Consider the following 24,563-nt stretch of genomic DNA (forward strand, 5'->3'; position numbering starts at 1 on the left):
AACGGCGCAACAATCATTCAAAAGCCTCTGGCACTCTTCTCAGGGTTTACGCCATGACGCTTTCGACCGTCTCCCCTGCCGATATTCGCCGTGCGCTGCTCTTGCGCGAAGAAATCGCGCTGCTCGATCTCAGACATGAAGCCGCCTTCGCTACCGGCCATCCGCTGTTTGCCGCCAACATGGCCGTCGACCGGATTGCGATCGAGGCCGCGGTGCGCCTGCCGCGCAAGGATGTGCCTGTTGCGATCTATGACGATAGCGAGGGGTTGGTCGCTTCAGGCGCCGAATCTCTTGCCGCGCTCGGCTACGGCAATGTGCGGGCGCTCGATGGCGGGCTGAAGTCCTGGCGTGCGGCGGGCTATGAGGTGTTCGAGGACGTCAATTCCTATTCAAAAGCGTTCGGCGAACTGGTCGAGGCACGTCGTCATACGCCTTCGTTCAGCGCAGATGAAGTGGCAAAGCTGATCGCGGACAAGGCCAACATCGCCATCCTCGACGTTCGCCGCTTCGACGAATATGCGACCATGAACATTCCGGGCTCGGTCAGCGTGCCCGGTGCGGAGCTGGTGTTGCGCGCCGGTCAGGCCGCGCCCGATCCCGACACCACCATCATCGTCAATTGTGCCGGCCGCACCCGCTCGATCATCGGCACCCAGTCCCTGATCAATGCCGGCGTGCCCAACAAGGTGCGGGCGCTGCGCAACGGCACGATCGGTTGGACGCTGGCGCGGCACACCCTCAACCATGGCGCCGACAGGCGCGGCGCGATCGGGTCGTTCGAAGGCGGCCCGGCCAATGCCCGCGAGGTAGCCTATCGCGCCGGCGTCCGCCACGTCAGTGAGAACGAGCTGGCGGCGCTGGTCGCAGAGACCGGTCGCACGCTCTATCGCTTCGACGTGCGCGATGCCGAGGAATATGCCGCCGGTCATCTTCCGGGCTTTCGCCACTATCCCGGCGGCCAGCTCGTGCAGGAGACCGACATCGCAGCGCCGGTGCGCGGCGCGCGCATCGTGCTGACCGACGACAGGGGCGTACGCGCCGATATGACCGCATCCTGGCTCGCACAGATGGGCTGGGAGGTCTATGTCCTCGAGGGCGGCTATGGCGGAACGCTGGAGGCCAGCCCGCCGCTGGTGCTGCCGAAGCCCGATCCGGCGCATCGCTACCGCAGGCCATATGAGGGCACGGATGTTGCCGAGAAGGCGATGCAGGCCTATCTCGACTGGGAATATGGCCTGGTCGAACAGCTCCGGCGCGATGGCACGCACGGATTTTACGTGATCTGAGTTCGTTATCCGTCATCCTGAGGTGGCCGCCTCTTGGCGGCCCTCGAAGGACGACGGCCCGGCTGCATCGGGCCGTTCATCCTTCGAGGCTCCCCTGCGGTGCTTCGCACCGCAGGCCTCGCACCTCAGGATGACGGATCTGCCATCTTCCCCCCGTATCCAACCCCTATTGTGCTCGGCCGCGTCCACGGTCTAAGAGCTGCGGCAAAGCCGTCATTTCAGGAGATTCCATGCCAGCCCCAGGCCAAAGCCCTGAGCGGAGCGCGAAGGCGCTGCTGCTTGAAGGTGTCAACGACAGTGCCGTGGATCTGTTCAAGGGTGCCGGCTTCACCAATGTCGAGCGTCTGACCAAGGCGCTGGATGGCGAGGCGCTGCGTCAGGCGCTCAAGGGTGTGTCGCTGCTCGGCATCCGCTCCCGCACCCAGATCACCGACGAGGTGCTGGCAGCCGCCGACGGGCTGCTTGCGGTCGGCTGCTTCAGCGTCGGCACCAACCAGGTCGATCTCCTGGCGGCCCGCAAGCGCGGCATTCCCGTGTTCAACGCACCGTTCTCCAACACGCGCAGCGTCGCCGAGCTCGTGATCGGCGAGATCGTGATGCTGCTGCGGCAGATCTTTCCGCGCTCGGTGTCGGCGCATGAGGGGGGCTGGGACAAGTCCGCCGCCGGCAGCCGCGAGGTGCGTGGTCGCACCCTCGGCATCATCGGCTATGGCAATATCGGCTCGCAGCTCTCGACGCTCGCCGAAGCCATGGGCATGCGGGTGATCTATTACGATCGCACCGACAAGCTTCGCCACGGCAACACCGAGCCGGTGGAGAAGCTGGCAGAGTTGCTGGCGCAGAGCGATGTCGTCAGCCTGCACGTGCCGGAGACGCCGGAGACCGCGGGCATGATCGGCGAGACGGAGCTGCGCGCGATGAAGCCCGGCTCGTTCCTGATCAACAACAGCCGCGGCACGGTGGTCGATCTCGACGCGCTCGCGGGCGCCTTGCGCGACGGCCACATCGCCGGTGCCGCCATCGACGTGTTCCCGGTCGAGCCATCTTCGAACTCCGAGCGCTTCAAGAGCCCGGTGCAGGGCCTCAACAACGTCATCCTCACCCCGCATATCGGAGGTTCGACCGAAGAGGCGCAGGAGCGGATCGGCGGCGAGGTCGCCCGGAAGCTGGTCGATTACTTCATCACCGGCTCGACGATGGGCGCGGTGAATTTCCCCGAGGTCCAGCTGCATCTGCGCCCGTCCGGCGCCCGCTTCAGCCATGTCCACCGCAACGTGCCGGGCATGCTGCGCCGGCTGAACGAAGTCTTCCTCCAGCGCGACATCAACATCGCCGCACAATATCTGGAGACCGCCGGCGACCTCGGCTATGTCGTGCTCGACGCCGATCTCGGCGGCCAGGACTCTGGCGCGCTGCTGGCGCAGATTCGCAGCCTCGAAGGCACGGTCGGCGCGCGGCTGGTGTTCGAGCACTAGCTCGCCGTCACGTTCCGGTTGCATTGTCGGGCTTAAGCTCTCTAAACTGTGGCGTCATCGACGTGTTCCAGTCACGTCGAATTTGAGCTTCAGTTGCGTGAGTGTCCGCTATGGAACGGGACGCTGTACTGATTGATCTTGCTCTTCAAGGCGGCGGTTCGCACGGCGCTTTCTCCTGGGGCGTGCTCGATCGCCTGCTGGAGGAGAAGTGGCTCACCATCGCTGCGATCTCCGGCACGTCGGCCGGCGCGATGAATGCGGCAGTGCTGGCGGACGGCTGGACCGACAACGGCGCCGAGGGCGCGCGCGAGGCGCTGGAACGATATTGGCGCCGTGTCTCGCGGGCTGCCGCCTTCAGCCCGTTGCAGCGCTCACCGCTCGACCGGCTGATGGGACGCTGGACGCTCGATAGCTCGCCCTTCTACATCTTCACCGATCTGATGTCGCGGGTGCTGTCACCCTACGATCTCAATCCGACCGGCTACAATCCGCTGCGCGCGGTGCTGGCCGAGAGCATCGATTTCGAGCGCCTCGCGCGCTCGCCGATCCAGCTCTTCATCACCGCGACGCGCGTGCGCACCGGGCGCGGACGAATCTTCCGCAACGCCGAGATCACGGCCGACGTGCTGCTCGCCTCGGCCTGCCTGCCGACCATGTTTCGCGCGATCGAGATCGACGGTGAGCCTTACTGGGATGGCGGCTTTGCCGGCAATCCGACCATCACGCCGCTGGTCCGCGAGAGCGATGCGCACGACACCATTCTGGTCCAGATCAACCCGACGGAGCGGCCGGAGGAGCCGCGAACGGCGGCGGAGATCCTCAACCGGCTCAACGAGATTTCCTTCAACTCGCCGCTGATGAAAGAGCTGCGCATGATCGCGCTGCTACGCCAAGCGGCCGATCCCGGCAGCGGCGAGGGTGCGCGCTGGGCGAAAATGCGGACGCACCGGGTCAAGAGCGACATGCTGGCGAAGTTCGGGGCGTCGTCAAAGCTCAATGCCGAATGGGAATTCGTCTCGATGCTCCGCGCCGAGGGGCGCCTGGCCGCGGATGCGTTTCTCCACGAGCACGGCGCCGATCTCGGCCGGCAATCCACCGCCGATCTTGATGTCCTCCTGGCGGAGTGTTGAGGCATGGGTCTTCTCGGCCTGCTCGTCGGGCTCGGCCTGCTGGTGCTGTTCGCTTTTCGCGGCTGGAGCGTGCTATTGCTCGCCCCGTTCGCTGCGCTGGTGGCCGCGTGGTTTGGCGGCGAGCCGTTGCTGGCGAATCTCACCCAGGTCTTCATGACCAATGCAGCAGCATTTCTGGCGCAGTTCTTTCCGATCTTCCTGCTGGGCGCCGTGTTCGGCAAGCTGATGGATGACAGCGGCGCGGTGACGTCGGTTGCCGGCTTCATGGCCAAACGTCTCGGCGAGCGTCGCGTCATCCTCGCCGTGGTGCTGGCCGGCGCCGCGGTGACTTATGGCGGTGTCAGCCTGTTCGTCGCGTTCTTCGTCATCGTGCCGATGGCCCGCTCGCTGTTTCGCGCGGCAGAAATTCCGCGCCGGCTGATTCCGGCTGCAATCGTCCTGGGGACGTCGACCTTCACCATGTCGGCTTTGCCCGGCACGCCGTCGATCCAGAATGCAATCCCGATGCCGTTCTTCGGCACGACGCCCTTTGCCGCGCCGGGCCTCGGGATCGTCGCCTCCCTGATCATGCTCGTGACAGGTTTGTGGTGGCTGCATCGCGCTGAAGCTGCGGCGCGGCGCGCCGGCGAGGGTTATGGCGATGATCTCGATGATGCGACCGAGCGTGCCGCCGCTGACGAGCTCGTGCGCGAGCGTGCCACGACGGCGCGCGAGTTCGATCCGGCGGAGCTGACGCGCGGCCATCGCAGCGGCGAGCCGGCGCCGGTCGCAAGCGCCATCCTGCCGCTGGTCGTGGTTGTCGCGGTCAATCTCGTGATGTCGCTTGGCGTACTGCCGCGCCTGGACGTTTCCTATCTTGCCGAGCAGCGCTTTGGCGGTACGTCGCTTGCCGCCGTCGCGGGCGTGTGGTCGGTCGCGGTCGCCTTGACCGCGGCGATCGTCACGACAATAGCGCTGAACTGGGCTCGCCTGTCGGCGCTGCGGCAGACCATGGATGCGGGAGCCAACGCATCGGTGCTGCCGGCATTCAGCGTCGCGAGCCTGGTCGGGTTCGGCGCGGTCGTGGCCGCGCTGCCGGCGTTCACGACCGTGCGTGACTGGGTGCTCGCGATCGAAGGCGGGCCGCTGGTTTCGCTGGCGGTCGCGACCAACATCCTTGCCGCGCTGACCGGCTCTGCGTCAGGCGGCCTGACCATTGCCCTCGATGCGCTCGGGGACACTTATGTTGATCTCGCCGCAAGGACCGGCATCGACCTGGCCTTGATGCATCGCGTGGCGGTGATCGGCTCGGGCACGCTCGATATCCTCCCTCACAATGGCGCGGTGGTGAGCTTGCTCGCGATCTGCGGCCTGACGCATCGCGACAGCTATTTCGACATCGTCATGGTCGGCATCGTGACGTCGCTGCTCGCACTGGTGGCCGTGATCGCCCTGGGCAGTGTGCTGGGATCGTTCTGAGGCGATTGACGCCGCCGCGAAGGTTACGTTGAATGCAGACGGCTGTCGGACACAAACAAGAGACCGGGTGGAAACAATGACGCGAAAGAGCGCGAAGCTGTGCGCGATGCTCGTGAGTGTGGCAGCTGTGCTGGGCGCGACCCGCGCAGTCGCGGCGACACTGGCGGAGGATGCGGACACCGTCTGCAAGGGGCTCGTCGGCGGTGCCGACCCCGTCAAGATCGACTCCGCGACGTTGCAGGCGCCGTCGCAACTAGCCGTCGCCGAGCGCGGGCCGACGCCGGCGGGCCGCATCGCGCCGGCCAATCCCGCGTTCTGCAAGGTGCTTGGTCATATCGAGCCAACCGATCCCAAGGCGCCACCGGTCATATTCGAGGTCAACCTGCCGGTCGAATGGAACGGCCGCTCGGTGCAATATGGCGGTGGCGGCTTTAACGGTGTGCTGATCACCGGCCTCGGCTTGCCGCCGGCCTATCCCTTCGACAAGCCGTCGCCGCTCGCGCGCGGCTTCGTCACCTACGGCACCGATTCCGGTCATGAGTCCAAGCCGGGCGAGCCGCCGCAGCTGTTTGCACTCAACGACGAAGCGTTCGAGAATTTTGCCCACCGCGCCTACAAGAAGGTGCGCGACGCCGCGGTCGCGCTGATGCAGCGCGCCTATGGCAAGAAGCCGGACAAGATGTATTTCATGGGCTCGTCCGAAGGCGGCCGCGAAGCCCTCACCATGGCGCAGCGCTATCCCGATGATTTCGACGGCATTTTCGCGCGCGTGCCCGTCATCAATTGGGTCGGCTTGCAGCATGCGGGCACCCGCTCCGGCCTCGTCACCATGGGCGCGGGCTGGATCAATCCGGCGCAAGTGAAGCTGGTCGGCGAGGCCGTGCGAGCCGCTTGCGACAAGGCCGACGGGTCAGACGACGCGCTGGTGCAGGATCCCGTCGGCTGCAAGGCGGCGTTCAAGGTCGAGACGCTGCGTTGCGCCGACGGCAAGAGCGGCGATCAATGTCTCACCGATGCACAGATCAAAGCCGTGGACACGCTGCACGCCACCTACAAGTTCCCGTTTACGCTCGCCAACGGCCTCGACGACTATCCGGGATGGGGCGTGTCCGGCGAGGATACGCCGGCGATCGGGCCGACCGGCGGCTGGATGGCGTGGTGGCTCGGCACCGCGGCGCCGGCGCAGCCGCCTGCGCCCAACAACGGCATCGCCTGGATCTACGGTGCCGGCGGCATTCAATATGTGTTCGCGCGCGACCCCAAGCTCGACGTCACCACCTATAACGTCGAGGACCACAAGGCGCGGCTGCTGGAAGTGTCGAGCCTGATGGATTCGACCGACCCCGATCTCAGCCGCTTCCGCGCCCGCGGCGGCCGGCTGATCATGCTCGAGCACATGGCCGACTACGCGCAGAGCCCCTATGCCGGCATCCGCTATTTCGAGAGCGTCGAGCGCAAGCTCGGCAAGGCGGAGACCGCGGAATTCGCGCGGCTTTACACCGCACCCGGCGTCGACCATGTCGGCTCCGGCGCACCCGCCAATGTCGACATGCTGAGCGTGCTGGTCGACTGGGTCGAGAAGGGCGCTGCGCCCGGCGATCTCGAAGTCACCGAGCAGAAGGTCGAAGCACCGTCATTCCCGGTCGCGCGCGCGATGCCGCTGTGCCGCTGGCCGGCCTGGCCGCATTACAAGACCGGCCCGGTGACGGCAGCCGCGAGCTTCAGCTGCGCGCCGTAACATGTGAGCTGGAGCAGATCGCTATGGTGGCGGGTCTCATCCCGCCGCCATGGCCTGTGCTCCGCCAAGCAATTGCGCATTGAGCCGCCCGCCGGAGAACAGCATGTCGTCGAGCGCCTCGTCGATATCGGCTGAGATGACAGAGTTGCCGCCGTCGCGCGCGAGGCTCGCCTGCGCCAGCCGCCGCATCAATTCCTTGATGAACGCGCAGCTCGTACCGTCACTGCGGCGAGCCGCTTCAGCGACGACCGCCTCGTCGAGCGGCAATCCCTTGCCGTAGAGGCGGATCAGCTTGCCGCGGCCGGCCTCGTCAGGGAGCGGCACTTCGATCGCCTGATCGATGCGGCCCGGCCGGCCGGCGAGCGCACTTTCGAGTTGTTGAGGCCGATTGGTGGTCAGCACGAACAGGATGTCAGCATCCTGCTTCAAGCCGTCCATCTCGTTGAGAAGCCGATTGAGCAGCGGTTCTTCGCAGCCGCTCATGCTCTCGCGTTGTCGTGCAATCAAATCGACGTCTTCGATCACAACCATGGCAGGTTGTAGAAGGCGGGCGAGATTCATGTAGGCGCCGAGCAAGCCGATTTGCTCCGCCGTGATGATTAGCGTCGTGTGACCGGGCAGATGGGTTGCGAGATAGCGGATGGTGTGCGTCTTGCCCGTGCCCGGTGGGCCGTAGAGTAAGATACCCTTTCGGGTCGATTGCCCGAGGCGGCGCAGCATGTCCCGCGTGCCCACGAAGTTCAGGACGTTACGATCAAGTAGCCGCAACGTCCGTTCAGGCAGGATCACCTGATCACGACCAACCGACGGAAGCCGGTGCACCGTGATCCCGCGCGAGCGCCCGCGGTAATCGGAATCGGCATCGAGAGAGAGAATTTTGCCGCGGTAGGTGCGCGCGGCCTGAACGGCGTCCTCCAACCCACTGAAGCACTGCTGGACAAGAGCCGAGCCTGCGGCCCCGGCCGGCGCCATGATTTCGATCCGTACGCCGGTCTCGCGGCCGTATTCCCGATGAATGGCCAGAAGCACCGCGTAGCGAAGGCCAGAGGTTACGCAAAGCCAAAGACCATTGTCGAGGCATTTGGCCGGCATCGGTTCGCCGACGTCAACGTCATTGTACTGAAGCGGTGCGATTGCGGCCGCGAAACCGTCGTTCTGCATCAATCTCGACATGGACAGCGTTTCGTAACGGCGGTCCTCGGCGATACCCAACAGCCGGACCGGTGACGCGAACAACCGGTCGAGGGCGGCCTGGACGTCTGCCCGCATGTGGCCTGGAAACTGGCGTACCGTCGTCACGAGCTCGCTCCGCGAGACGTCGGCGAAGTGCCAGTTCAAGACACCGAACGTGTAGTTGAACTCCTCCGAGGGCAGATCCTTCGACGCACTTGCTGCCGCGAGCACGCAATCTGCGCACAGCCACGCTGTACGATTCACCAATTGTGCTTCCGACTGCGCCTTAGGCTGACCACAAAGCTCGCAGCAAGGCTTCGCCGTTTCGCCCGTGATCAGGAGCGGGTGGCCGGCGGCCGCGACACGCCGATGCGCAGATTCCAGCAGAGCACCAGCGACGGATGACGGATAGGGGCCACAGACTGCCGCGCCAAGCCTTTCGATGTCGGCAAAAATGGTGTCGGCTTCGCTCTCTCACTTGCCGAAGACGCGACGCAGGAGGTCAACGATGAACTCACGCGGAGTATCTTCATCGCCATGAAGAACAAGCTGAGCCGGCAAGTCGGCGACCTGAATATCGCTCATGGAAAATCCCTTTACGCAACTTATAGTCGATAAGAACAAAAAAGGAACATAAAAAGAAACGGCCGTCAAGCGACGGCCGCGACAAATTCAATCGATAGCTGAGTGCCTAATGGCCGCCACCTCCGCCGCCGGCCGCCTTCACTCGCCGCGTCAGCAGCACCGCGATCGCGGCGAGCACCAGCACCACACCGATCACGGCAAAGGTGTCGGAGAAGCCCATCACCAGCGCCTGGCGCTTCACGGTCTTGCCGAGCGCGATGATGGCCTGCTCGCGCGCGGCGTTGGGGTCGGGGACGCCGTGGGCGATGAAATAGTCCGTCATCTGCGCGATGCGGGTGCGGACCTCCTCGCGGGCGAGCGTGACGGAATGGCCGATGATGTTGGAGTGGAACTGCTCGCGCTTGGTGACGATGGTCGCAAGCACCGCAGTGCCGATCGCGCCGCCGAGATTGCGCATCATGTTGGAGATGCCGGAGGCGGCGGGCGCGTCCTGCGGTGCGACGCTGCCGAGGCTGAGCGCGGACAACGGCGCGAGCGTCAACGCCTGGCCGATGGCGCGGACCACGTTCGGAATGAAGAACTGGTCGCCTGCGTAATCAAGCGACATCTCGATGTTCAGGAAGGAACTCGCCGCGAACAGCAGCAGGCCCACGGCCGCAATGTAGCGGGCATCGAAGCGCTGCATCAGCTTCGGCACCAGCGGGATCAGCAGCAGCTGCGGCAGGCCGGTCCAGGCGAGCACGTTACCGATCTGCTCGGCATTGTAGCCCTGCACCTGGCCGAGATAGGCCGGCAGCAGATAGACCGAGCCGAACAGCGCAAAGCCGAGAAACACCGCCGCGATGGTGCCGACGCCAAAATTCCACTGCGTCAGCAGGCGCAGGCGGAGCAGCGGCTTTTCGACCACGAGCTCGTTGATAATGAACAGCGTCAGGCTGACCGCGGCGATCACCGCAAGCCGCACGATGAAGGGCGAGCCGAACCAGTCGTCCTTGTTGCCTTCCTCGAGCACGGCCTGGAGCGAAGCTAGGCCGACCGCCATGGTGGCGATGCCGAACCAGTCGCCTTCACGCAGCAATCCGAGATTCAAGGGAGCACGTTCCAGTGTGAGGAACAGAATGCTCACCATGACCGCAGTCGGCAGCACGTTGACGAAGAAGATGGTCTGCCAGCCGTAATTTTCGGTGAGATAGCCGCCGATGGTCGGGCCGATCGCGGGCGCGAACGTCACGGCCAGCGAGAACATCGCAAGCCCGATCGGCTGCTGGCCCTTCGGCAGCTTGGTGAAAACAAGCGTGAAGGCCATCGGGATCAGCACGCCGCCAAAGAAGCCCTGGAAGCCGCGCATCGCGATCATCGAGGGAAGATCGTGCGTGAACGCACAGGCGACCGAAAACGCCGCAAACAGCGAGGCAAAGCACAGCATGACGTTACGGAACGAGAACACCCGCGACAGATAGTCCGTCAGCGGAATCACGATGATCTCGCCGATCAGATAGGACGTCGAGATCCAGGACCCGTTGTCGACCCCGGTGCCGATGCCGCCCTCGATGTTGAGCAGCGAGGCATTGGTGATCTGGATGTTCAGGATCGCCATGAAGGCGCCGATCATCGCCGCGAAGACGGCGATCCAGACCGTGGCGCTGGCCCTGTTGGGATCGGATGCGACGCGATCAGGCGTCGCGGCCGTTGTTGCGGGCGCTGGCGTCGAGATTGTGAGGCTGTTTGACATGGCACGACCCTCCGGAAACGAGTTTCGCTTTAGGCGCGGCTTGGGGCGTCGTTGCCGCTTGCGCGGTCGGCGCTGAACGGGTTGCGATCGTCGGGATCACGGACATGCCGGGCCGCAGCTCGATCGCAGGCGCGGTCTCGGCATCGAGCGCGATCTTCACGGGAATGCGCTGCACGATCTTGGTGAAGTTGCCGGTGGCGTTGTCGGGCGGCAGCAGGGCAAACTCCTGCCCGCTCGCCGGCGCGACGGAATCGACGTGGCCATGCATCACCTGCCCCGGGAACGTATCGAACTCGATCTCGACCGCTTGTCCGGCGCGAACATGGGTGAGCTGGGTCTCCTTGAAATTGGCGACCACATAGGCGCCCTCAGTGGGCACGATCGACATCAGCTGCGTGCCGGCCTGCACGAACTGGCCGACGCGCAAGGTGCGGTTGCCGATGACGCCGTCGATCGGCGCGACGATCGTGGTGTAGCCAAGATTGAGCTCGGCCTGATGCTGAAGCGCGGCGGCGCGGGCTGCCGCGGCGTTAGCCTGGGCGAGCTCCGCCTTGAGGAGCTCGACCTGCTTGAGGGCGGAGGCGAGATTGGCGGTGTCGCGCTGGATCGCGGCCTCGGCGCCGGCGTTGCGGGATTGCGCCTGCTGCGCGTTCTGAACGCTGCCATAGCCGGTCGCGGCGAGATCGGTGTAACGCTTGTTCTCCTGCTGCGCGAAAGTCTTTGCGGCGGTGTCGACATCGATGGTCGCCCTGGCCGCGGCAATCACCGCATCCTGAACCTGGAGCTGCGCCTGCTTGCTGGTGATCGTCGCATTCGCAGCCGCGACGTCAGCCTTGGCCTGGTCGAGCGCGACGCGGAAGTCGCGGTCGTCGATCCGGGCCAGCACCTGGCCTGCTTTCACATGCTCGTTATCGCCAACCAGGACGCGGTCGAGATAGCCACTGACCTTCGGCGCGATGGTGGTGTTGTCGGCCTTTACATACGCGTCATCGGTGGAGACGAGGAAGCGGCCGACGGTCCAGTAATCGTAGCCATACCAGCTTGCGCCGGCCAAAGCCGCAGCGGCCACACCCACCAGCAACAGCTTGCGAAGATTCAGCTTTTGGCGTCGCGCCTGACGCGACGGGGCAGGCAGGACGGCCTCCAGCCCGGGAGGTGGAACCACGGTGGCGTCAGTCTTGGACGGGTTGGTGTGGACGGTCACGGCCGCCTCCCTGAATTAGGAAACTTGACGATTTCCAAAATAGGACTAGCTTTGGGACTGTCAATGGAATGACAGGCATCATCTAAAAACATGGCTCAGACAAAACCGTCATCAGAAAGCCGCCCGCGCGGGCGGCCGCCGGTTCGCAGCAACGACGAGACGAAGAAGATCGTGCTCGAAGCGGCACGCCACGCCTTCGCCGTCGACGGCTACGCAGCAACCAGCACCGAAGAGCTGGCGCGTGGCGCCGGCATCTCCACCAAGACGCTCTACCGGCTGTTTCCCGGCAAGGCGGCGCTGTTCGAGGCGATGTGCGCTGATAGGCTCGAGCGGCTGCTCTCCGACGTCAATCTCCAGGCCAACAACCAGGCCGACATCGAAACGAGCCTGGCTGCCGTGCTGGTCGCCTGCGCCGATCTCGCGCTCGATCCGGAGGTCGTGGCGCTGCAACGCATGGTGCTGCAGCAGTCCGCGACATTCCCTGATCTTGCCGCGAATTTTTACAGGGATGGCATTGCCCGCACCGCGGCGGCGCTGGCGGGCTGGCTCCGCGATCAAGTCAGGAAGAAGCGCCTCGCCCTCGACAATGCCGACGAAGCCGCCGGCATGATGATCGGCATGATGGTGTCGGCGCCGCAGCGCGCAGCGATCTACGCAAGCGTGACGTTGCCCTCGCGCACGGAGATCGAACGGCGGGCGCAGGCATGCGCCGCAATCCTGCTCGACGGCTGTCGGGGGGCGTCGCGGTAGCGACGGCGGGCTTTGACAAACAGCCGTCGCCTGGCTATATGTTTCGCATGCGAGATAAATTGCCTGAGGCCAGGCATCATCGACTGATCTATCTCTTGAGCGTCGCGCAACGCCGCCTGCAGCGCTGGATGGCGGCGCAGCCCGCCCGCGAGGTGACGCCGGCGCAGGCGGGTCTGCTGTTCATTCTCGGCAAGCAGGATGGGGCTCTCATCGGCGAGGTCGGCGCAGCGCTGGATCTCGGTCCGGCCGGCATTTCGGGCCTGGTCGATCGCAGCACTGGTGCGAAGCTGGTTGAGCGACGCGCTGATCGCGAGGACGGCCGCGCCTGGCGCGTGTGGTTGACGCCGAAGGGGCGCAGCGTGCTGGCCCAGGCGAAGACCGACGCGGCTGCGGTCAATGCGGCGCTGATCGAAGGATTTAGCGCTGCGGAGATCGACATCGTCGCGCGTTGGCTGACGAGTATCCAAGACAAGTTTCCAAGAGACGCAACAAGAGACCCAGAGGACTGACAGGAGACACCCATGACAGAGCATGTCCGGATCGAGAACAACGGCGGAATTCTCACGCTCACTTTGGCGCGCCCCGACAAGAAGAACGCATTGACTGACGCGATGTACGGCAAGCTCGCCGACACCATCGAAGCTGCCGAGTCCGATCCGTCCGTGCGCGTGCTGCTGATCCGCGGCGAGGGCGATATGTTCACCGCCGGCAATGATGTCGGCGAGTTTGCGGCCGTCGCATCGGGCACGTCCGAAGGCAGCCGCAATGTCGGACGCTTCATCCAGTCGCTGGCGCGTTGCACGCGCCCTCTCGTCGCTGCCGTGCAGGGCCGCGCCGTTGGCGTCGGCACCACGATGCTGCTGCATTGCGATCTGGTCGTGCTTGCCGAGAATACTCAGCTGTCGACGCCCTTTGTCAGCCTCGCGTTGGTGCCGGAAGCCGCCTCCAGCCTGCTGATGCCGGCGCGCATCGGCTATGCCCGCGCCTACGAGATGTTCGCGCTCGGCGAGACCGTCTCGGCAAAGGCGGCGCTGGAATGGGGCCTCGCCAACCGCGTGGTGCCGCTCGACAAGCTCGATAGCGAGGCATTGGCGCTCGCTCAGCGTCTCGCCCGGCAGCCGGCCGGCGCGCTCATCGCGACCAAGAAGCTGATGCGCAATGGCGAGGTGCTGGTGGCGCAAATGCAGGCCGAGGGGGAGCAGTTCGCGAAGCGTCTGCGCACTGCCGAGGCGCGCGAGGCATTCACCGCCTTTGCCGAGCGGCGTCCGCCTGATTTTACGAAGGTTTCGTGACGACGGGGCTCCGTTAAAGGTTTGGCAAATCGGGATTTCCCGGCATTTGACTAAAACCTTAACGGAACATTGGCATGTCGCTGTGCAAGGTTAGCCACTTCCTTGAAGTAGGCCCCTTGTGACCCATGGCAATGTTTAAGAAATCGGTAAGCTCGCTTCTCCTGACCTTGATGGCCCTGCTGGCGGCCGGTGCGCTCGCCTCGACGGCGATCCAGATGGTGGGGGCCTTCGGTCGCTACAACGACAGTCTCGAGACCGCGCGGCTTGCCGCCGCCGACAAGGCGATCTTCCATGGCGTGCTGGCGCTGCGCAACAATCGCGGCGACGCGCAGAGCGCCATCCTTGGCGAGGACGATCCCAAGGCGAAGCTTGCCGAAGCCGAGAAGGCCGAGCAGGGCGGTTATGACGGAATCAGCGGTGCACTCGCTACCATCGATTTCGCCCGCCGCGACGAACTTGCCAACACGCTGAAGCAGCGCTGGACCGAAGCCGCACCGCAGTTCCAATTGTTCTACGACGAGGCCAAGCGTCCGCGTGCCGAGCGCAAGATCGAGCGAACCAATTCCTGGTACGATGCCGTCACCAAGGTCATCGACACGGCGAACCTCGCCTCCACCGCGGTGTCGAACCGCGCCTGGATGAACGACCCCTTCATTGCCCGGATGATCCAGGTCCGCCGCCTCGCCTGGCAGGTGCGCGACCGCTATGGCATCCATTGTTCGGTGCTGCGCTCGAACGTCAACAGCAACAAGCCGCTCGACGACAACCAGAAGCGGTTGCTGGCGCAATGGGACGGTACGATTGCTTCCGGCTGGGCCGGCATGGCCGAGCTGCTTGCGGCGCCCGACGCCACGGCGGAGCTGGTCACCGCGGCCAACGAAGCAAAGGCCAAGACCGACGGCGTGCTCAAGCAGATCGGCGATCTCACCAAGAATTTTGATGGCAGCGGCAAGCCCGCGATGGCAGCGGCGGATTGGAACACGCTGTGCCAGTCGCCGTTCCCGCTCATCGTCGCCGTCGCCAACAAGGCGCTCGACCAGTCGATCTTGCGCGCCGAGACCGTGCAGGCCAAAGCGCTGACCAACCTGGTCGTGCAGTCGCTCGCGTTCCTGCTGGCGCTCGCCGTGACCCTCGCTGGTGTCTACGTCGTGCGCAACCGCCTGATGCGCCCGGTGCGCGCCATTCTCGACGCGATCGCGGGGATCAGCGCGCGCGACTACGCGACGCCGGTTCCGCAATCCCGCTATCCCGACGAATTCGGTACCATGGCCGCAGCGCTCGAAAGCCTGCGCGAGAGCGCGGCGACCGCCGAACGTCTCGGCAAGGAACGCGAATCGCAGCAGGCGCTGCAGCTCGCTCGCTCCGGCTCCGTTGATGAGGCGTGCCGTAGCTTCGACGACACCGTGCAGGCGGTGATCCACAGCGTCGCGGCATCAGCCAAGGAGCTCGATGCCACCGCGACCGACGTGCGTACGCTGGTCACGGAATCGAGCAGCCAGACGGCGGCGGTCTCGTCCGCCGCCGAACAGGCCACCAACAATCTCGAGAGCATCGCGGCTGCGACCGAGGAGCTCTCGGCCTCCGTCGGCGAAATCTCCGCACAGGTGCAGTCCAGCGCACGTGATGCGCGCGAAGCGGTGTCGCAGGTGGAACAGACCAACGCCACCGTCGAGATCCTCGACCAGACGGCAGGCCGCATCAGCGAAGTCGTGAAGATGATCCACGCCATCGCCGGTCAGACCAATCTGCTGGCCTTGAACGCCACCATCGAGGCGGCCCGCGCCGGCGAGGCCGGCCGCGGCTTTGCGGTGGTTGCCGGCGAGGTCAAGAGCCTTGCGTCGCAGACCGCGACCGCGACGGAAGAAATCTCGCGCCAGGTCGAGGAGATCCAGGGCGCGACCGGCCAGGCGGTCGCCGCCATCCGTTCGATCGGCGGCGCCATCAGCGGCATCGACGAGAAGATGACCGCCATTGCCGCCGCCGTCGAACAGCAGCGCGCGGCCACCACCGAGATCTCGCGCAACTTCCAGCATGCCGCCCAGGGCACGCGCGAGGTCACCGACACTATCGGGAGCGTGGCCAAGCTGAACCAGGAGACCGGCAATGCCGGCACGGTGCTGTTCCAGTCGGTGACCAAGATGTCGGCCGACGCCGACCGCCTCCGCGTCGCAGTCGAAGGCTTCCTCGGTGCCGTAAAGTCCGCTTAAGGCGTTCAATCTCTGTTCAACGGCACGCGGATCGGCATTGCCGCGCCTGCCTGCGCCCTGTAAATGGTAGCGGTACCATGCTCTAACGACGGGACTACAGGGAGATAATTTCGATGCCGGTCACCCCAGACAAGGCCCAGCGCCCCTATCGCGGCGTGTTTCCGGTCGCCCCCACCATCTTCGACGAGCGCGGCGAGCTCGACCTCGAGGGCCAGCGCCGCTGCATCGATTTCATGATCGATGCCGGCTCGCACGGCATCTGCATCCTCGCCAATTTCTCCGAGCAATTCGTGCTCACCGATGCCGAGCGCGAGAGCGTGATGCATGCGGTGCTGGAGCAGGTCGCCGGCCGCGTGCCCGTCATCGTGACCACCACCCATTTCAGCTCGGCCGTGTGCGCCGCGCGCAGCAAGCAGGCCGAGGCCGCGGGGGCCGCCATGGTGATGGTGATGCCGCCCTATCACGGCGCCACCTTCCGCGTGCCGGAGAAGGGCATCGTCGAATTCTTCAAGGTGCTGTCGGGCGCGATCAACATCCCGATCATGATCCAGGATGCGCCGGTCGCGGGCACACCATTGTCGGTCGAGCTGCTGGCGCGCCTGGCGCGCGACTTCTCCAACATCCGCTATTTCAAGATCGAAGTGCCCGGCGCGGCATCAAAGCTCCGCAGCCTGATCGAGGCGGGCGGCAAGGACATCGAGGGCCCCTGGGATGGCGAGGAGGCGATCACACTGATGGCCGATCTCGACGCGGGTGCGACCGGTGCGATGACCGGCGGCGGCTATCCCGACGGCATCAGGCAGATCATCGATCCCTATTTCGCGGGCGATCGGGAGAAGGCGAAGGCCGCCTATGAACGCTGGCTGCCGCTGATCAATTACGAGAACCGCCAGTGCGGCCTGATCGCCTGCAAGGCGATGATGCAAGCCGGCGGCGTGATCAAGTCGGACGCGGTGCGTCATCCGCTGCAACCGCTGCATCCGGCGACGAAGGCTGGATTGCTGGAGCTCGCCAAGGAACGCGACGCACTGGCGCTGCGGTGGGGGAAGTAGGGCTAGCGCCACCGACCAAAACCTCGGCTGTCGTCCCGGACAAGCGAAGCGCAGATCCGGGACCCATACGCCGCAGCAAGAGTTTTGCGAAGACTCGGGGTTACCGACCTCGCGTCACAACTGCTCTCAGTGGCTATGGGTCCCGGCCTTCGCCGGGACGACAATGAATGTGACGCGCGATGCGGGCTAACCAATCAGCATCCACTCGCCGATGATGCGAAACCTTGCCTTCGCATCATCCTGCTTGAACAGCGTAAGGCGATCGATATCGAGAGTCTCGAGACCAAGCCCCGCAAATCGCGCCCGCAACATCTCCAGAATCGGCCCGCGTCGTTCCGAGTCCAGCCGCCCCGTCAGCGTCATGTGGAAGCGGAATTCTTCCATCACGTAGGGGTAGCCCCAGCGATCGAGATATTCGCGCTGGCGCTCGCTGAGCTTCTCGGGCCTGCGCCGCGCACGGTCTTGCGCCGTCAGCGGTGGACGGAACGAATCGAAGTCGCGGACGCAATCGGCGGCAAGCTCTTGAAGCGCGTCGACCGGCTCGGCCGGAATCACGGCAATGAAGCCGCTGATGGAATCGACGATCGGGCGGATCACCGGGATCGGGCGCGCCTTGCCGGCGAATGTTGCACAGGCTGCCACCAGCTCGGCCTCGGTCTTGCCTGAGACCAGCGCCATCGGCGCCTTCAGCGTGCCGTGAAACCCGTATTTGCGGGGATCTGCGGTGATGTCGCGCCAGTCCGGCGCAGCGCGTAGAGCGTCGTTTGGGAACGGCAGCTCATCGCCTGTATAGGCATCATAGCCGAGCAGCTCGGCGCCGAAGCGGGAGAGCGCGTGGTCGGCGCCAGCGGCAAAATAGATCGCGTAGCGGGGAAAATCTGTCATTAGCAAAGCATAGCCAATTTAGGCCGCAACGACAGTCCCGCGCGACATCGCTGCCGTGCTATGCAGCCGCGTCGCCTCCGTGAGATGCACGAGCTTGCCGGCTGCGATCACCGCGACCAGCCGCGGACGCAGCGGCAGGCTGTCGTCGACTAGCAGGATGTCGGCCCGACGGCCTGCGGCGAGCGTGCCGCGATCGGTCAGGCCGGTGGCCTCTGCCGGCGCCGACGAGATCAGCGTCCAGCCTTCCGTCAGCGGCAGCACGCCGTCGGCGGCAAGGCGGAACGCGGCGAGCAGCGGGGCCGGATAGTAATAGTCCGAGGCCAGCACGGTGCAGAGCCCCTTGCCGATCATGTCGGAGGCCTTGGTCCAGCCGGTGTGGCTGCCGCCGCGCACGACGTTCGGTGCGCCGTAGACGATGGCATCGCCAGCGGCCGCGGCCTCGCGCGCCGTCTCTTCGTTGACAGGAAACTCGGCGAGCTTCACGCCCATGTCGCGAAAATCCCGGCGCATGGCCGGCGTCTGATCGTCATGCGACAGCATCCGCACCTCAGCCGCGCGGGCCACGGCCGCGAGCCGGGTGATCGATGCCGGAACATCGGCCGCGCGCGAGACGATATGCCCGACGAGCTTGTCGAACTCCTCGCTCGACAAGCCAGTGCGCTCCACCATGCGGTTGCGCTTGCGTGGGTTCGCCATGTCGCCAATCGTGCCGCCCATATGGTCGTTGAAAGCGAACAGGTCGACCCGGCCCTCGGCGAGCCACTGGCCGATCTCGTCCTCGGCATCCAGATTGTAGGTCTCGTGGCGCAGATGAAAGCGCGTGTCGGCGGCGAAGTGCGGACGCTGCCGCTCGATCGCCTCGAGCAGGCGCCTGGCATTGTCGCCGCTGCGCAAGCCCGGCTCCCACGACCATGTGGTGGCGTGGAACACCGTTGTGATGCCGTTGCTGATGACCTGGCGGTCGGTGTCATCCAGCGCGACGTCGATCGGGAAGTCGACGCCGGCGCGCGGCATCATCTGCCGCTCGAAAGCGTCGCCATGCAGATCGACGATGCCGGGCAGCACCAGCAGATTGCGCGCATCGATCGCCAGCCGCGCGCGGCCGCACGTCGCATCGACCTGCGCAATGTCGGTTCCGGATATTGAGAGCGATGTTTCGGTGAGCTCGGAGCCGACAAGGGTCCGGCCACCCTCGATGAAAATGTCTGTCACGCGACCGCGGTTGGTTTGCTGGAGGAGGAACGTGCCTCTGCTTCGTATGCCCTAAGGAAATCTTCAATTGCGAGCTTGCGGAAATCGGGCAGCGCCGCACGCAATTTGTCGTGATCCCAGTCCCACCATGCCAGCCTGGCAAGCCGTCCGGCAACCTCTTCCGAGAATCTGCGACGCACGATCCGCGCGGGATTGCCGGCGACAATGGTATAGGCGGGCACGTCCTTGGTGACGATGGCGCCGGCCGCGATGACCGCGCCGGTGCCGATGTTGCGGCCCGGCAGCACGATCGCGCCATGGCCGATCCAGACGTCATGGCCGATGCGGATGTGATGTCGGCGCCGCCAGTCGAAGAAATCGGTGTCGTCGCTTTCGCCAGGAAAATAGGCGCTGGAGCGATAGGTGAAATGCGCCTGCGTGGCTCGGTGCATCGGATGGTTGCCGGGATTGATGCGCGTCATCGCCGCGATCGAGCAGAACTTTCCGATGGTCGTGTAGGTAATCTGCGCGTCGTTGACGACGTAGGAGTAGTTCCCCATCGCGACTTCTTGCAGGACCGTGCGGGCACCGACCTCGGTATAGGCGCCGAGTTTGACCTCGTGCAACTTCGCCGAAGGATCGATGGTCGGCTCGACCGATAGCACCTTGGCCATGTTGGATCCGAAAGTTCGAGGGCGGGCGCATCTCTTCGAGCGGCTCGATGACATTATCATGACGACGCGATGACAGGGGATGAGGTGTGTAGGATCGCCGCACTGCATTGCGCATGTCACACAAGTGTCAACCGCGGAGGATAGCGGTGGGCTCCAGCTACTATGGAGCCCTGCATGCTGGTGGTTGAAGGTCTGACGTGCCGCTTCGGCGCAAAAGCGGCGGTCGATGACGCTTCGTTTCAAATATCCCCCGGCGGCTTCGTCGGTGTGATCGGGCGCTCCGGCGCCGGCAAGTCGACCCTGCTGCGAACCATCAATCGTCTGGTGACGCCTACGCAGGGTCGCATCGTGTTCGACGGCCTCGACGTCACCGCGTTGCGCGGCAAGGAATTGCGGCAGTGGCGGGCGCGGTCGGCGATGATCTTCCAGCAGTTCAACCTGGTCGGCCGGCTCGACGTGCTGACCAATGTGCTGATGGGGCGTCTCGCCACCATGCCGGCCTGGCGCTCGCTGTCGCAGATCTGGCCCGAGCAGGACAAGGCGCTGGCGATGTCGGCGCTGGAACAGTTCGATATCGCTGCGCTCGCCGCCCAGCGCGCCGACCAGCTTTCCGGCGGCCAGCAGCAGCGTGTTGCGATCGCGCGGGCGCTGGTGCAGCAGCCCGACATCATCCTCGCCGACGAGCCGATCGCCTCGCTCGATCCGCGCAACACCAAGATCGTCATGGATGCGCTGCTGCGCATCAACAAGCACTTCGGCATCACCGTGCTCTGCAATTTGCATTCGCTCGACCTAGCGCGCGGCTATTGCGATCGCCTGATCGGCATGGCGGCGGGCCGCGTGGTGTTCGATGGCGCGCCGTCCGCGCTGACCGACCTTGTTGCGCGTGAGCTCTACGATCTCGAAGCCGCCGACGTCATGGGCGGCGTGCCAGCGCCGGTGCCCGAGGGCGTCCCGGCACTCGGAACGGCCGCGGCGGCCTGAGCCGCTGTCCATCGCTACTTTCGCTTCAACCGACCTCAACCTGGGAAGAGGGCTAACATGATCACTCGCAGACTGATTCTCGCCGGCGTCGCCGCGCTGACCTTTGCCGGATCCGCTTCCGCCGAAGACTGGAAGACCAAATATCCGGAGATTACCTTCGCCGCGATTCCGGCGGAGAACGGTTCGGGCGTCACCGAGCGCTACGGCCCCTTCATCAACTATCTGTCGAAGGAGCTCGGCATCAAGGTGACGCTGCGCGTCGCCAACGACTATGCGGCCCTCATCGAAGGCCAGCGCGCCGGCAACATCCACATCGGCTATTACGGTCCGGCTTCCTTTGCGCGTGCCCGTCTCACCGGCGTCAAGACCGACGCCTTCGTGATCGACGTCAACTCCGACGGCTCGAAGGGCTATTACTCGGTGTTCTACGTGCTGGCGAAGTCGCCGTACCAGAAGATCGAGGACCTCAAGGGCAAGAACCTCGGCCTGGTCGATCCGAACTCGACGTCGGGCAACAACATGCCCCGCTTCAAGCTGAACGCGATGAGCATCGATCCCGATGCCTATTTCTCCAAGGTCGTCTTCACCGGCAGCCACGAGAATGCCGTGCTGGCGCTGGCCCAGGGCACTGTCGACGTCGCCGCCAATTGGTGGAACGCCGACGACGATTCCAACCTGACCCGCATGCTCAACAAGGGCATGGTGAAGTCGGCCGACGGCACGCCGATGAAGAAGGAAGATTTCCGCATCATCGTGAAGTCCGACCTCATCATCAACTCGCCCTACGCCTATCTCAGCGATCTGCCTGAAGATATGAAGGCCGCGATCAAGAAGGCCTTCCTCGATGCGGCGACGAAGGACCCCGAGGCGTTCAACAAGCTCTCTGACGGCAAGAACAAGCCGTGGCAGCCGGTCGCCAACGACGATTACAACAAGACCATCGAGCTGATTAAGTTCGTCGACAATCTGCGTAAGAAGGCGTCCTGAGCTCGTCGGGACGAGGCACTGGAGCCGGGTCGACGGACCCGGCTCTTTTTCTTGATGGATCCTTCCCCCTGAATTCATGACACTTGCGGTTTCGATTCTCCCCGAGCAGCAGCTTGCTGCACTCAACGCGACCTATCGCAAGGCGGTCGCGCGCAAGCGCTTGCGCCTCTTGGCGGGCTTCGCCGTCTTCGTCGCCGCGCTGGTCGTGGCCTCGATCGGCGCCGAGGTGAATTTGCGCACCCTCTTCACCTATTTCGGCAATTTCGTCAGCTATTTCGACCGCATCCTCACCCTCGACAGCGGCCAGCGGGTCTGGACCAATTTTGGCGAGTGGTTCTGGGGCTTGCATAAGTGGCTGAAGCTGCTCGGCGAGACGCTGCTGATCTCCTATGTCGGCACACTGATCGGCGCGGTCCTCGCCTTCGGGCTCAATTTCCTCGCCGCTGAAAACACCTCGCCCGCTCCCTGGCTGCTTTTCACGGTGCGGCGCCTGCTGGAATTCGCGCGCACCGTGCCAGGCATCGTGTTCGCCCTGATCTTTGTCATGGCCTTCGGCCTCGGCCCGGTGGCGGGCGTGCTCGCAATTGCGATTCACTCCACCGGCGCGCTCGGAAAGCTGTTCTCGGAGATCGTCGAGAATGCGGACATGAAGCCGGTCGAGGGCATCCGTTCCACCGGTGCGAGCTGGCTCTCGTGCATGCGCTTTGCGATCCTGCCGCAGGTCTCGGCGGGCTTTGCCAGCTACGCGCTGCTGCGCTTCGAGATCAACGTCCGCGAGGCTTCCGTCATGGGCTTTGTCGGCGCCGGCGGCATCGGGCAGGAACTGATCGTCGCGATCCGCAAGTTCTACTATTCAGACGTCAGCGCCATCCTCGTGACCATCATCGTCACGGTCTTCCTGATCGACATCACGACCGGCTGGGTGCGCGGCCGCCTGTTCGGCAAGGAGGCGCGGACATGAGCAGGCCGCAGGATGTGGACACCGCGGAGCTCCGCGCCCGCTATCCCCATGTCTTCAACCGTCCGGCGTCGTCGCGCCTGGCGACGCCCGCGATGCTCGCCGGGGCGCTTGCGATCTTCGTGTTCGGCCTGGTCGATCTCGACTTCTCGCCGTCGCGTTTCATCTCGGGGCTGAGCCAGCTCGGCTGGATCAGCATGATGATGATGCCGCCCGATCCCGGCTCGTCGCTGCCGCTGTATCTGAAGGCACTGGGCGAGACGCTGTCGATCGCCTTGCTCGGCACCACGCTTGCCGCTCTGCTCGCGCTGCCGGTGAGCCTTTTTGCGGCCCGCAATATCGTACCCGGGATCGTCCGCTTTCCGGTGCGGCGGTTTCTCGATTCGATCCGCGGCGTGGATACGCTGATCTGGGCGCTGGTGTGGATCAACGTGGTCGGGCTCGGTCCGTTCGCCGGCGTGCTCGCCATCGCGGTGTCGGATTTCGGCGCGTTCGGAAAGCTGTTCTCGGAGGCGATCGAAAGCGCCGACCAGAAGCAGGTCGAGGGCATTCGCGCCTCGGGCGGTAGCGCGCTGCACGAGATCAGGTTTGGCCTGATGCCGCAGGTGCTGCCCGTCATCGCCGGTCAGGTGCTGTATTTCATCGAATCCAACACGCGCTCCGCCACCATCATCGGCATCGTCGGCGCCGGCGGCATCGGTCTCCAACTCGCCGAGCAGATCCGTGTGCTGGAATGGCAGAAAGTGTCGTTCCTGATCCTGATGATCCTGGTCGCAGTCGCCGCGATCGATTTCATCTCGGGCAAGCTGCGCTTTGCGATTATCGGGCGCAGGGCTGTGGCCTGAGCTTGCTTTCTTCCTTCTCCCCTTGTGGGAGAAGGTGGCGCGAAGCGCCGGATGAGGGGTTCTCCCTGCGCATTCAAATGTGAGTTGGACTCGCGGAGACAACCCCTCACCTGTCTCGCCGCCCCGCGGCGAGCCACCCTCTCCCGCAAGGGGAGAGGGAAGAGTCTACGGCTCCACGACGAACTCCACCCGCTCGGCCGCAAATCGTGAGTGCTTCGTCACCAGCGGCTTGCCCTCGAGATCGAGGTCCGTCGCGTCCACCACCAGGATCGGCCGCCCCAGCGGCAGATCGAGCCGTGCGGCATCGGTGGCGTCAACGATGCCCGCAGTGATCCTTGTCGCGCCGCGGCGATAGTCGCGGATCCCATAATGCTCGAGCATCTTGGTCATCGAGCGCGTGGCTGAAAACACCGTTCCTGCACCCGGAAATCGCTCCGCCGACAGCCAGGTCGTCGAGACGCAGATCGGTGTGCGATCGGCGAGCCTGATAGCCTCGATCCGCACCAGCGGCGCGCCGGTCTTTAATCCCAGCTCCCGCGCGAGTTCGCGGGTTGCGACGTCGTCTGACGCCTCGATCAGCCGGCCATGCGGCTCCCGGCCTTCGGCGCCGACGATCTCCGAGAAGCGCGTGCGTGAGCGCAAGGGATAAGCGAGCTTCTGCGCCTCGACATAGGTCCCGCTACCACGCTCGGCCCGCACGATGCCGCGTTCGGCAAGCGCGGCCAGCGCGCGCCGCACGGTGTGCCTGTTGACCCGATAGGTTTCGGCGATCTCCATCTCGCCCGGCAATTTGTCGCCGGCGGCAAAACGGCCGTCGGCGATGCCGCGCTCGATGCCATCAGCAACGAGTCGCCACAGCGCAACGCCAGAAGAAGCGGTGTCCTGCATGCTCATGTCGACGACCAGCCTAGCCCGGAAATCACATCCTTGTCACGAAACAGTCATGGCGCTTCCGTA

General features: G+C 64.8%; 21 protein-coding genes. 14 read left to right on the forward strand and 7 right to left on the reverse strand.

Annotated elements, in window-relative coordinates; all coding sequences use genetic code 11:
- Window positions 1-53 precede the first annotated feature (53 nt).
- From Q0687_RS32515 to Q0687_RS32535, 5 genes are all read left to right on the forward strand, one after another.
- Window positions 54-1,286, forward strand: a complete 1,233-nt coding sequence (locus tag Q0687_RS32515; RefSeq protein ID WP_298885939.1) for a rhodanese-like domain-containing protein — start codon at window positions 54-56, stop codon at window positions 1,284-1,286.
- 230 nt (window positions 1,287-1,516) lie between these two features.
- Window positions 1,517-2,761: a phosphoglycerate dehydrogenase gene (gene serA / locus Q0687_RS32520; RefSeq protein WP_298885941.1), complete on the forward strand. Its 1,245-nt coding sequence runs from the start codon at window positions 1,517-1,519 to the stop codon at window positions 2,759-2,761.
- Window positions 2,762-2,871: 110 nt separating this feature from the next.
- Entirely contained in the window at window positions 2,872-3,891 is a 1,020-nt protein-coding gene (locus Q0687_RS32525) for a patatin-like phospholipase family protein (RefSeq protein ID WP_298885943.1), read from the forward strand.
- A gap of 3 nt (window positions 3,892-3,894) precedes the next feature.
- Complete coding sequence (locus Q0687_RS32530) at window positions 3,895-5,349, forward strand: GntP family permease (protein WP_298885945.1); 1,455 nt, start codon at window positions 3,895-3,897, stop codon at window positions 5,347-5,349.
- Window positions 5,350-5,425: 76 nt separating this feature from the next.
- Window positions 5,426-7,087 carry a tannase/feruloyl esterase family alpha/beta hydrolase gene (locus Q0687_RS32535; RefSeq protein WP_298885947.1) on the forward strand — a complete coding sequence of 554 codons (1,662 nt, stop codon included), beginning with the start codon at window positions 5,426-5,428 and terminating at the stop codon, window positions 7,085-7,087.
- A 36-nt stretch (window positions 7,088-7,123) separates the two neighbouring features.
- Here Q0687_RS32535 and Q0687_RS32540 read toward each other — a convergent pair whose 3' ends face one another.
- The 3 genes from Q0687_RS32540 to Q0687_RS32550 form a co-directional block, all read right to left on the reverse strand.
- The gene (locus Q0687_RS32540) at window positions 7,124-8,491 is read right to left on the reverse strand and encodes an ATP-binding protein (protein ID WP_298885949.1); all 1,368 of its coding nucleotides are present in this window, start codon (window positions 8,489-8,491) and stop codon (window positions 7,124-7,126) included.
- Between the two features lie 460 nt (window positions 8,492-8,951).
- Window positions 8,952-10,577, reverse strand: coding sequence for a DHA2 family efflux MFS transporter permease subunit (locus tag Q0687_RS32545; protein WP_298885951.1), 1,626 nt, complete (start codon window positions 10,575-10,577; stop codon window positions 8,952-8,954).
- The gene (locus Q0687_RS32550) at window positions 10,519-11,781 is read right to left on the reverse strand and encodes an HlyD family secretion protein (protein WP_298885953.1); all 1,263 of its coding nucleotides are present in this window, start codon (window positions 11,779-11,781) and stop codon (window positions 10,519-10,521) included. Before Q0687_RS32550 ends, Q0687_RS32545 begins: the two co-directional genes overlap by 59 nt.
- Before the next feature lie 90 nt (window positions 11,782-11,871).
- Between Q0687_RS32550 and Q0687_RS32555 the strand changes: the two genes are divergently transcribed.
- The 5 genes from Q0687_RS32555 (at window position 11,872) to Q0687_RS32575 (ending at window position 17,082) form a co-directional block, all read left to right on the forward strand.
- Complete coding sequence (locus Q0687_RS32555; RefSeq protein ID WP_298885955.1) at window positions 11,872-12,531, forward strand: TetR/AcrR family transcriptional regulator; 660 nt, start codon at window positions 11,872-11,874, stop codon at window positions 12,529-12,531.
- Between the two features lie 47 nt (window positions 12,532-12,578).
- Window positions 12,579-13,040 (forward strand): MarR family winged helix-turn-helix transcriptional regulator, encoded by a 462-nt coding sequence (locus tag Q0687_RS32560; protein WP_298885957.1) that lies wholly within the window; start codon window positions 12,579-12,581, stop codon window positions 13,038-13,040.
- Window positions 13,041-13,052: 12 nt separating this feature from the next.
- Complete coding sequence (locus Q0687_RS32565) at window positions 13,053-13,823, forward strand: enoyl-CoA hydratase (protein ID WP_298885959.1); 771 nt, start codon at window positions 13,053-13,055, stop codon at window positions 13,821-13,823.
- A 125-nt stretch (window positions 13,824-13,948) separates the two neighbouring features.
- A complete protein-coding gene (locus Q0687_RS32570; protein ID WP_298885961.1) occupies window positions 13,949-16,030 on the forward strand; it encodes a methyl-accepting chemotaxis protein in 2,082 nt (693 codons plus the stop codon).
- Window positions 16,031-16,143: 113 nt separating this feature from the next.
- Window positions 16,144-17,082 (forward strand): dihydrodipicolinate synthase family protein, encoded by a 939-nt coding sequence (locus Q0687_RS32575; protein WP_298885963.1) that lies wholly within the window; start codon window positions 16,144-16,146, stop codon window positions 17,080-17,082.
- A gap of 186 nt (window positions 17,083-17,268) precedes the next feature.
- On the opposite strand, the gene Q0687_RS32580 is transcribed toward Q0687_RS32575, so the two are convergent.
- Genes Q0687_RS32580 through Q0687_RS32590 form a run of 3 tightly spaced genes read right to left on the reverse strand, consistent with a single transcriptional unit; the run spans window position 17,269 to window position 19,832 of the window.
- Window positions 17,269-17,967 (reverse strand): DUF1045 domain-containing protein, encoded by a 699-nt coding sequence (locus tag Q0687_RS32580; protein WP_298885964.1) that lies wholly within the window; start codon window positions 17,965-17,967, stop codon window positions 17,269-17,271.
- Between the two features lie 18 nt (window positions 17,968-17,985).
- Window positions 17,986-19,179 (reverse strand): alpha-D-ribose 1-methylphosphonate 5-triphosphate diphosphatase, encoded by a 1,194-nt coding sequence (locus Q0687_RS32585; protein WP_298885966.1) that lies wholly within the window; start codon window positions 19,177-19,179, stop codon window positions 17,986-17,988.
- On the reverse strand, window positions 19,176-19,832 hold the full coding sequence (locus Q0687_RS32590; protein ID WP_298885968.1) for a chloramphenicol acetyltransferase: 657 nt from the start codon (window positions 19,830-19,832) through the stop codon (window positions 19,176-19,178). Before Q0687_RS32590 ends, Q0687_RS32585 begins: the two co-directional genes overlap by 4 nt.
- Window positions 19,833-20,006: 174 nt before the next feature.
- On the opposite strand from Q0687_RS32590, the gene phnC reads away from it, so the two are divergent.
- The 4 genes from phnC (at window position 20,007) to phnE (Q0687_RS32610) (ending at window position 23,606) form a co-directional block, all read left to right on the forward strand.
- Window positions 20,007-20,816 carry a phosphonate ABC transporter ATP-binding protein gene (phnC, locus tag Q0687_RS32595; RefSeq protein WP_298885970.1) on the forward strand — a complete coding sequence of 270 codons (810 nt, stop codon included), beginning with the start codon at window positions 20,007-20,009 and terminating at the stop codon, window positions 20,814-20,816.
- A gap of 57 nt (window positions 20,817-20,873) precedes the next feature.
- A complete protein-coding gene (gene phnD / locus Q0687_RS32600) occupies window positions 20,874-21,803 on the forward strand; it encodes a phosphonate ABC transporter substrate-binding protein (protein WP_298885972.1) in 930 nt (309 codons plus the stop codon).
- A gap of 76 nt (window positions 21,804-21,879) precedes the next feature.
- On the forward strand, window positions 21,880-22,764 hold the full coding sequence (gene phnE, locus Q0687_RS32605; protein ID WP_298885974.1) for a phosphonate ABC transporter, permease protein PhnE: 885 nt from the start codon (window positions 21,880-21,882) through the stop codon (window positions 22,762-22,764).
- Window positions 22,761-23,606, forward strand: coding sequence for a phosphonate ABC transporter, permease protein PhnE (gene phnE, locus Q0687_RS32610; RefSeq protein WP_298885976.1), 846 nt, complete (start codon window positions 22,761-22,763; stop codon window positions 23,604-23,606). The genes phnE (Q0687_RS32605) and phnE (Q0687_RS32610) overlap by 4 nt, the downstream gene beginning before the upstream one ends.
- A 165-nt stretch (window positions 23,607-23,771) precedes the next feature.
- On the opposite strand, the gene phnF is transcribed toward phnE (Q0687_RS32610), so the two are convergent.
- Complete coding sequence (gene phnF, locus Q0687_RS32615; RefSeq protein WP_298885978.1) at window positions 23,772-24,500, reverse strand: phosphonate metabolism transcriptional regulator PhnF; 729 nt, start codon at window positions 24,498-24,500, stop codon at window positions 23,772-23,774.
- Window positions 24,501-24,563: the final 63 nt, after the last annotated feature.

The sequence above is a fragment of the uncultured Bradyrhizobium sp. genome (assembly GCF_936928535.1).
In the GTDB taxonomy this organism is placed as follows: Bacteria; Pseudomonadota; Alphaproteobacteria; order Rhizobiales; family Xanthobacteraceae; genus Bradyrhizobium.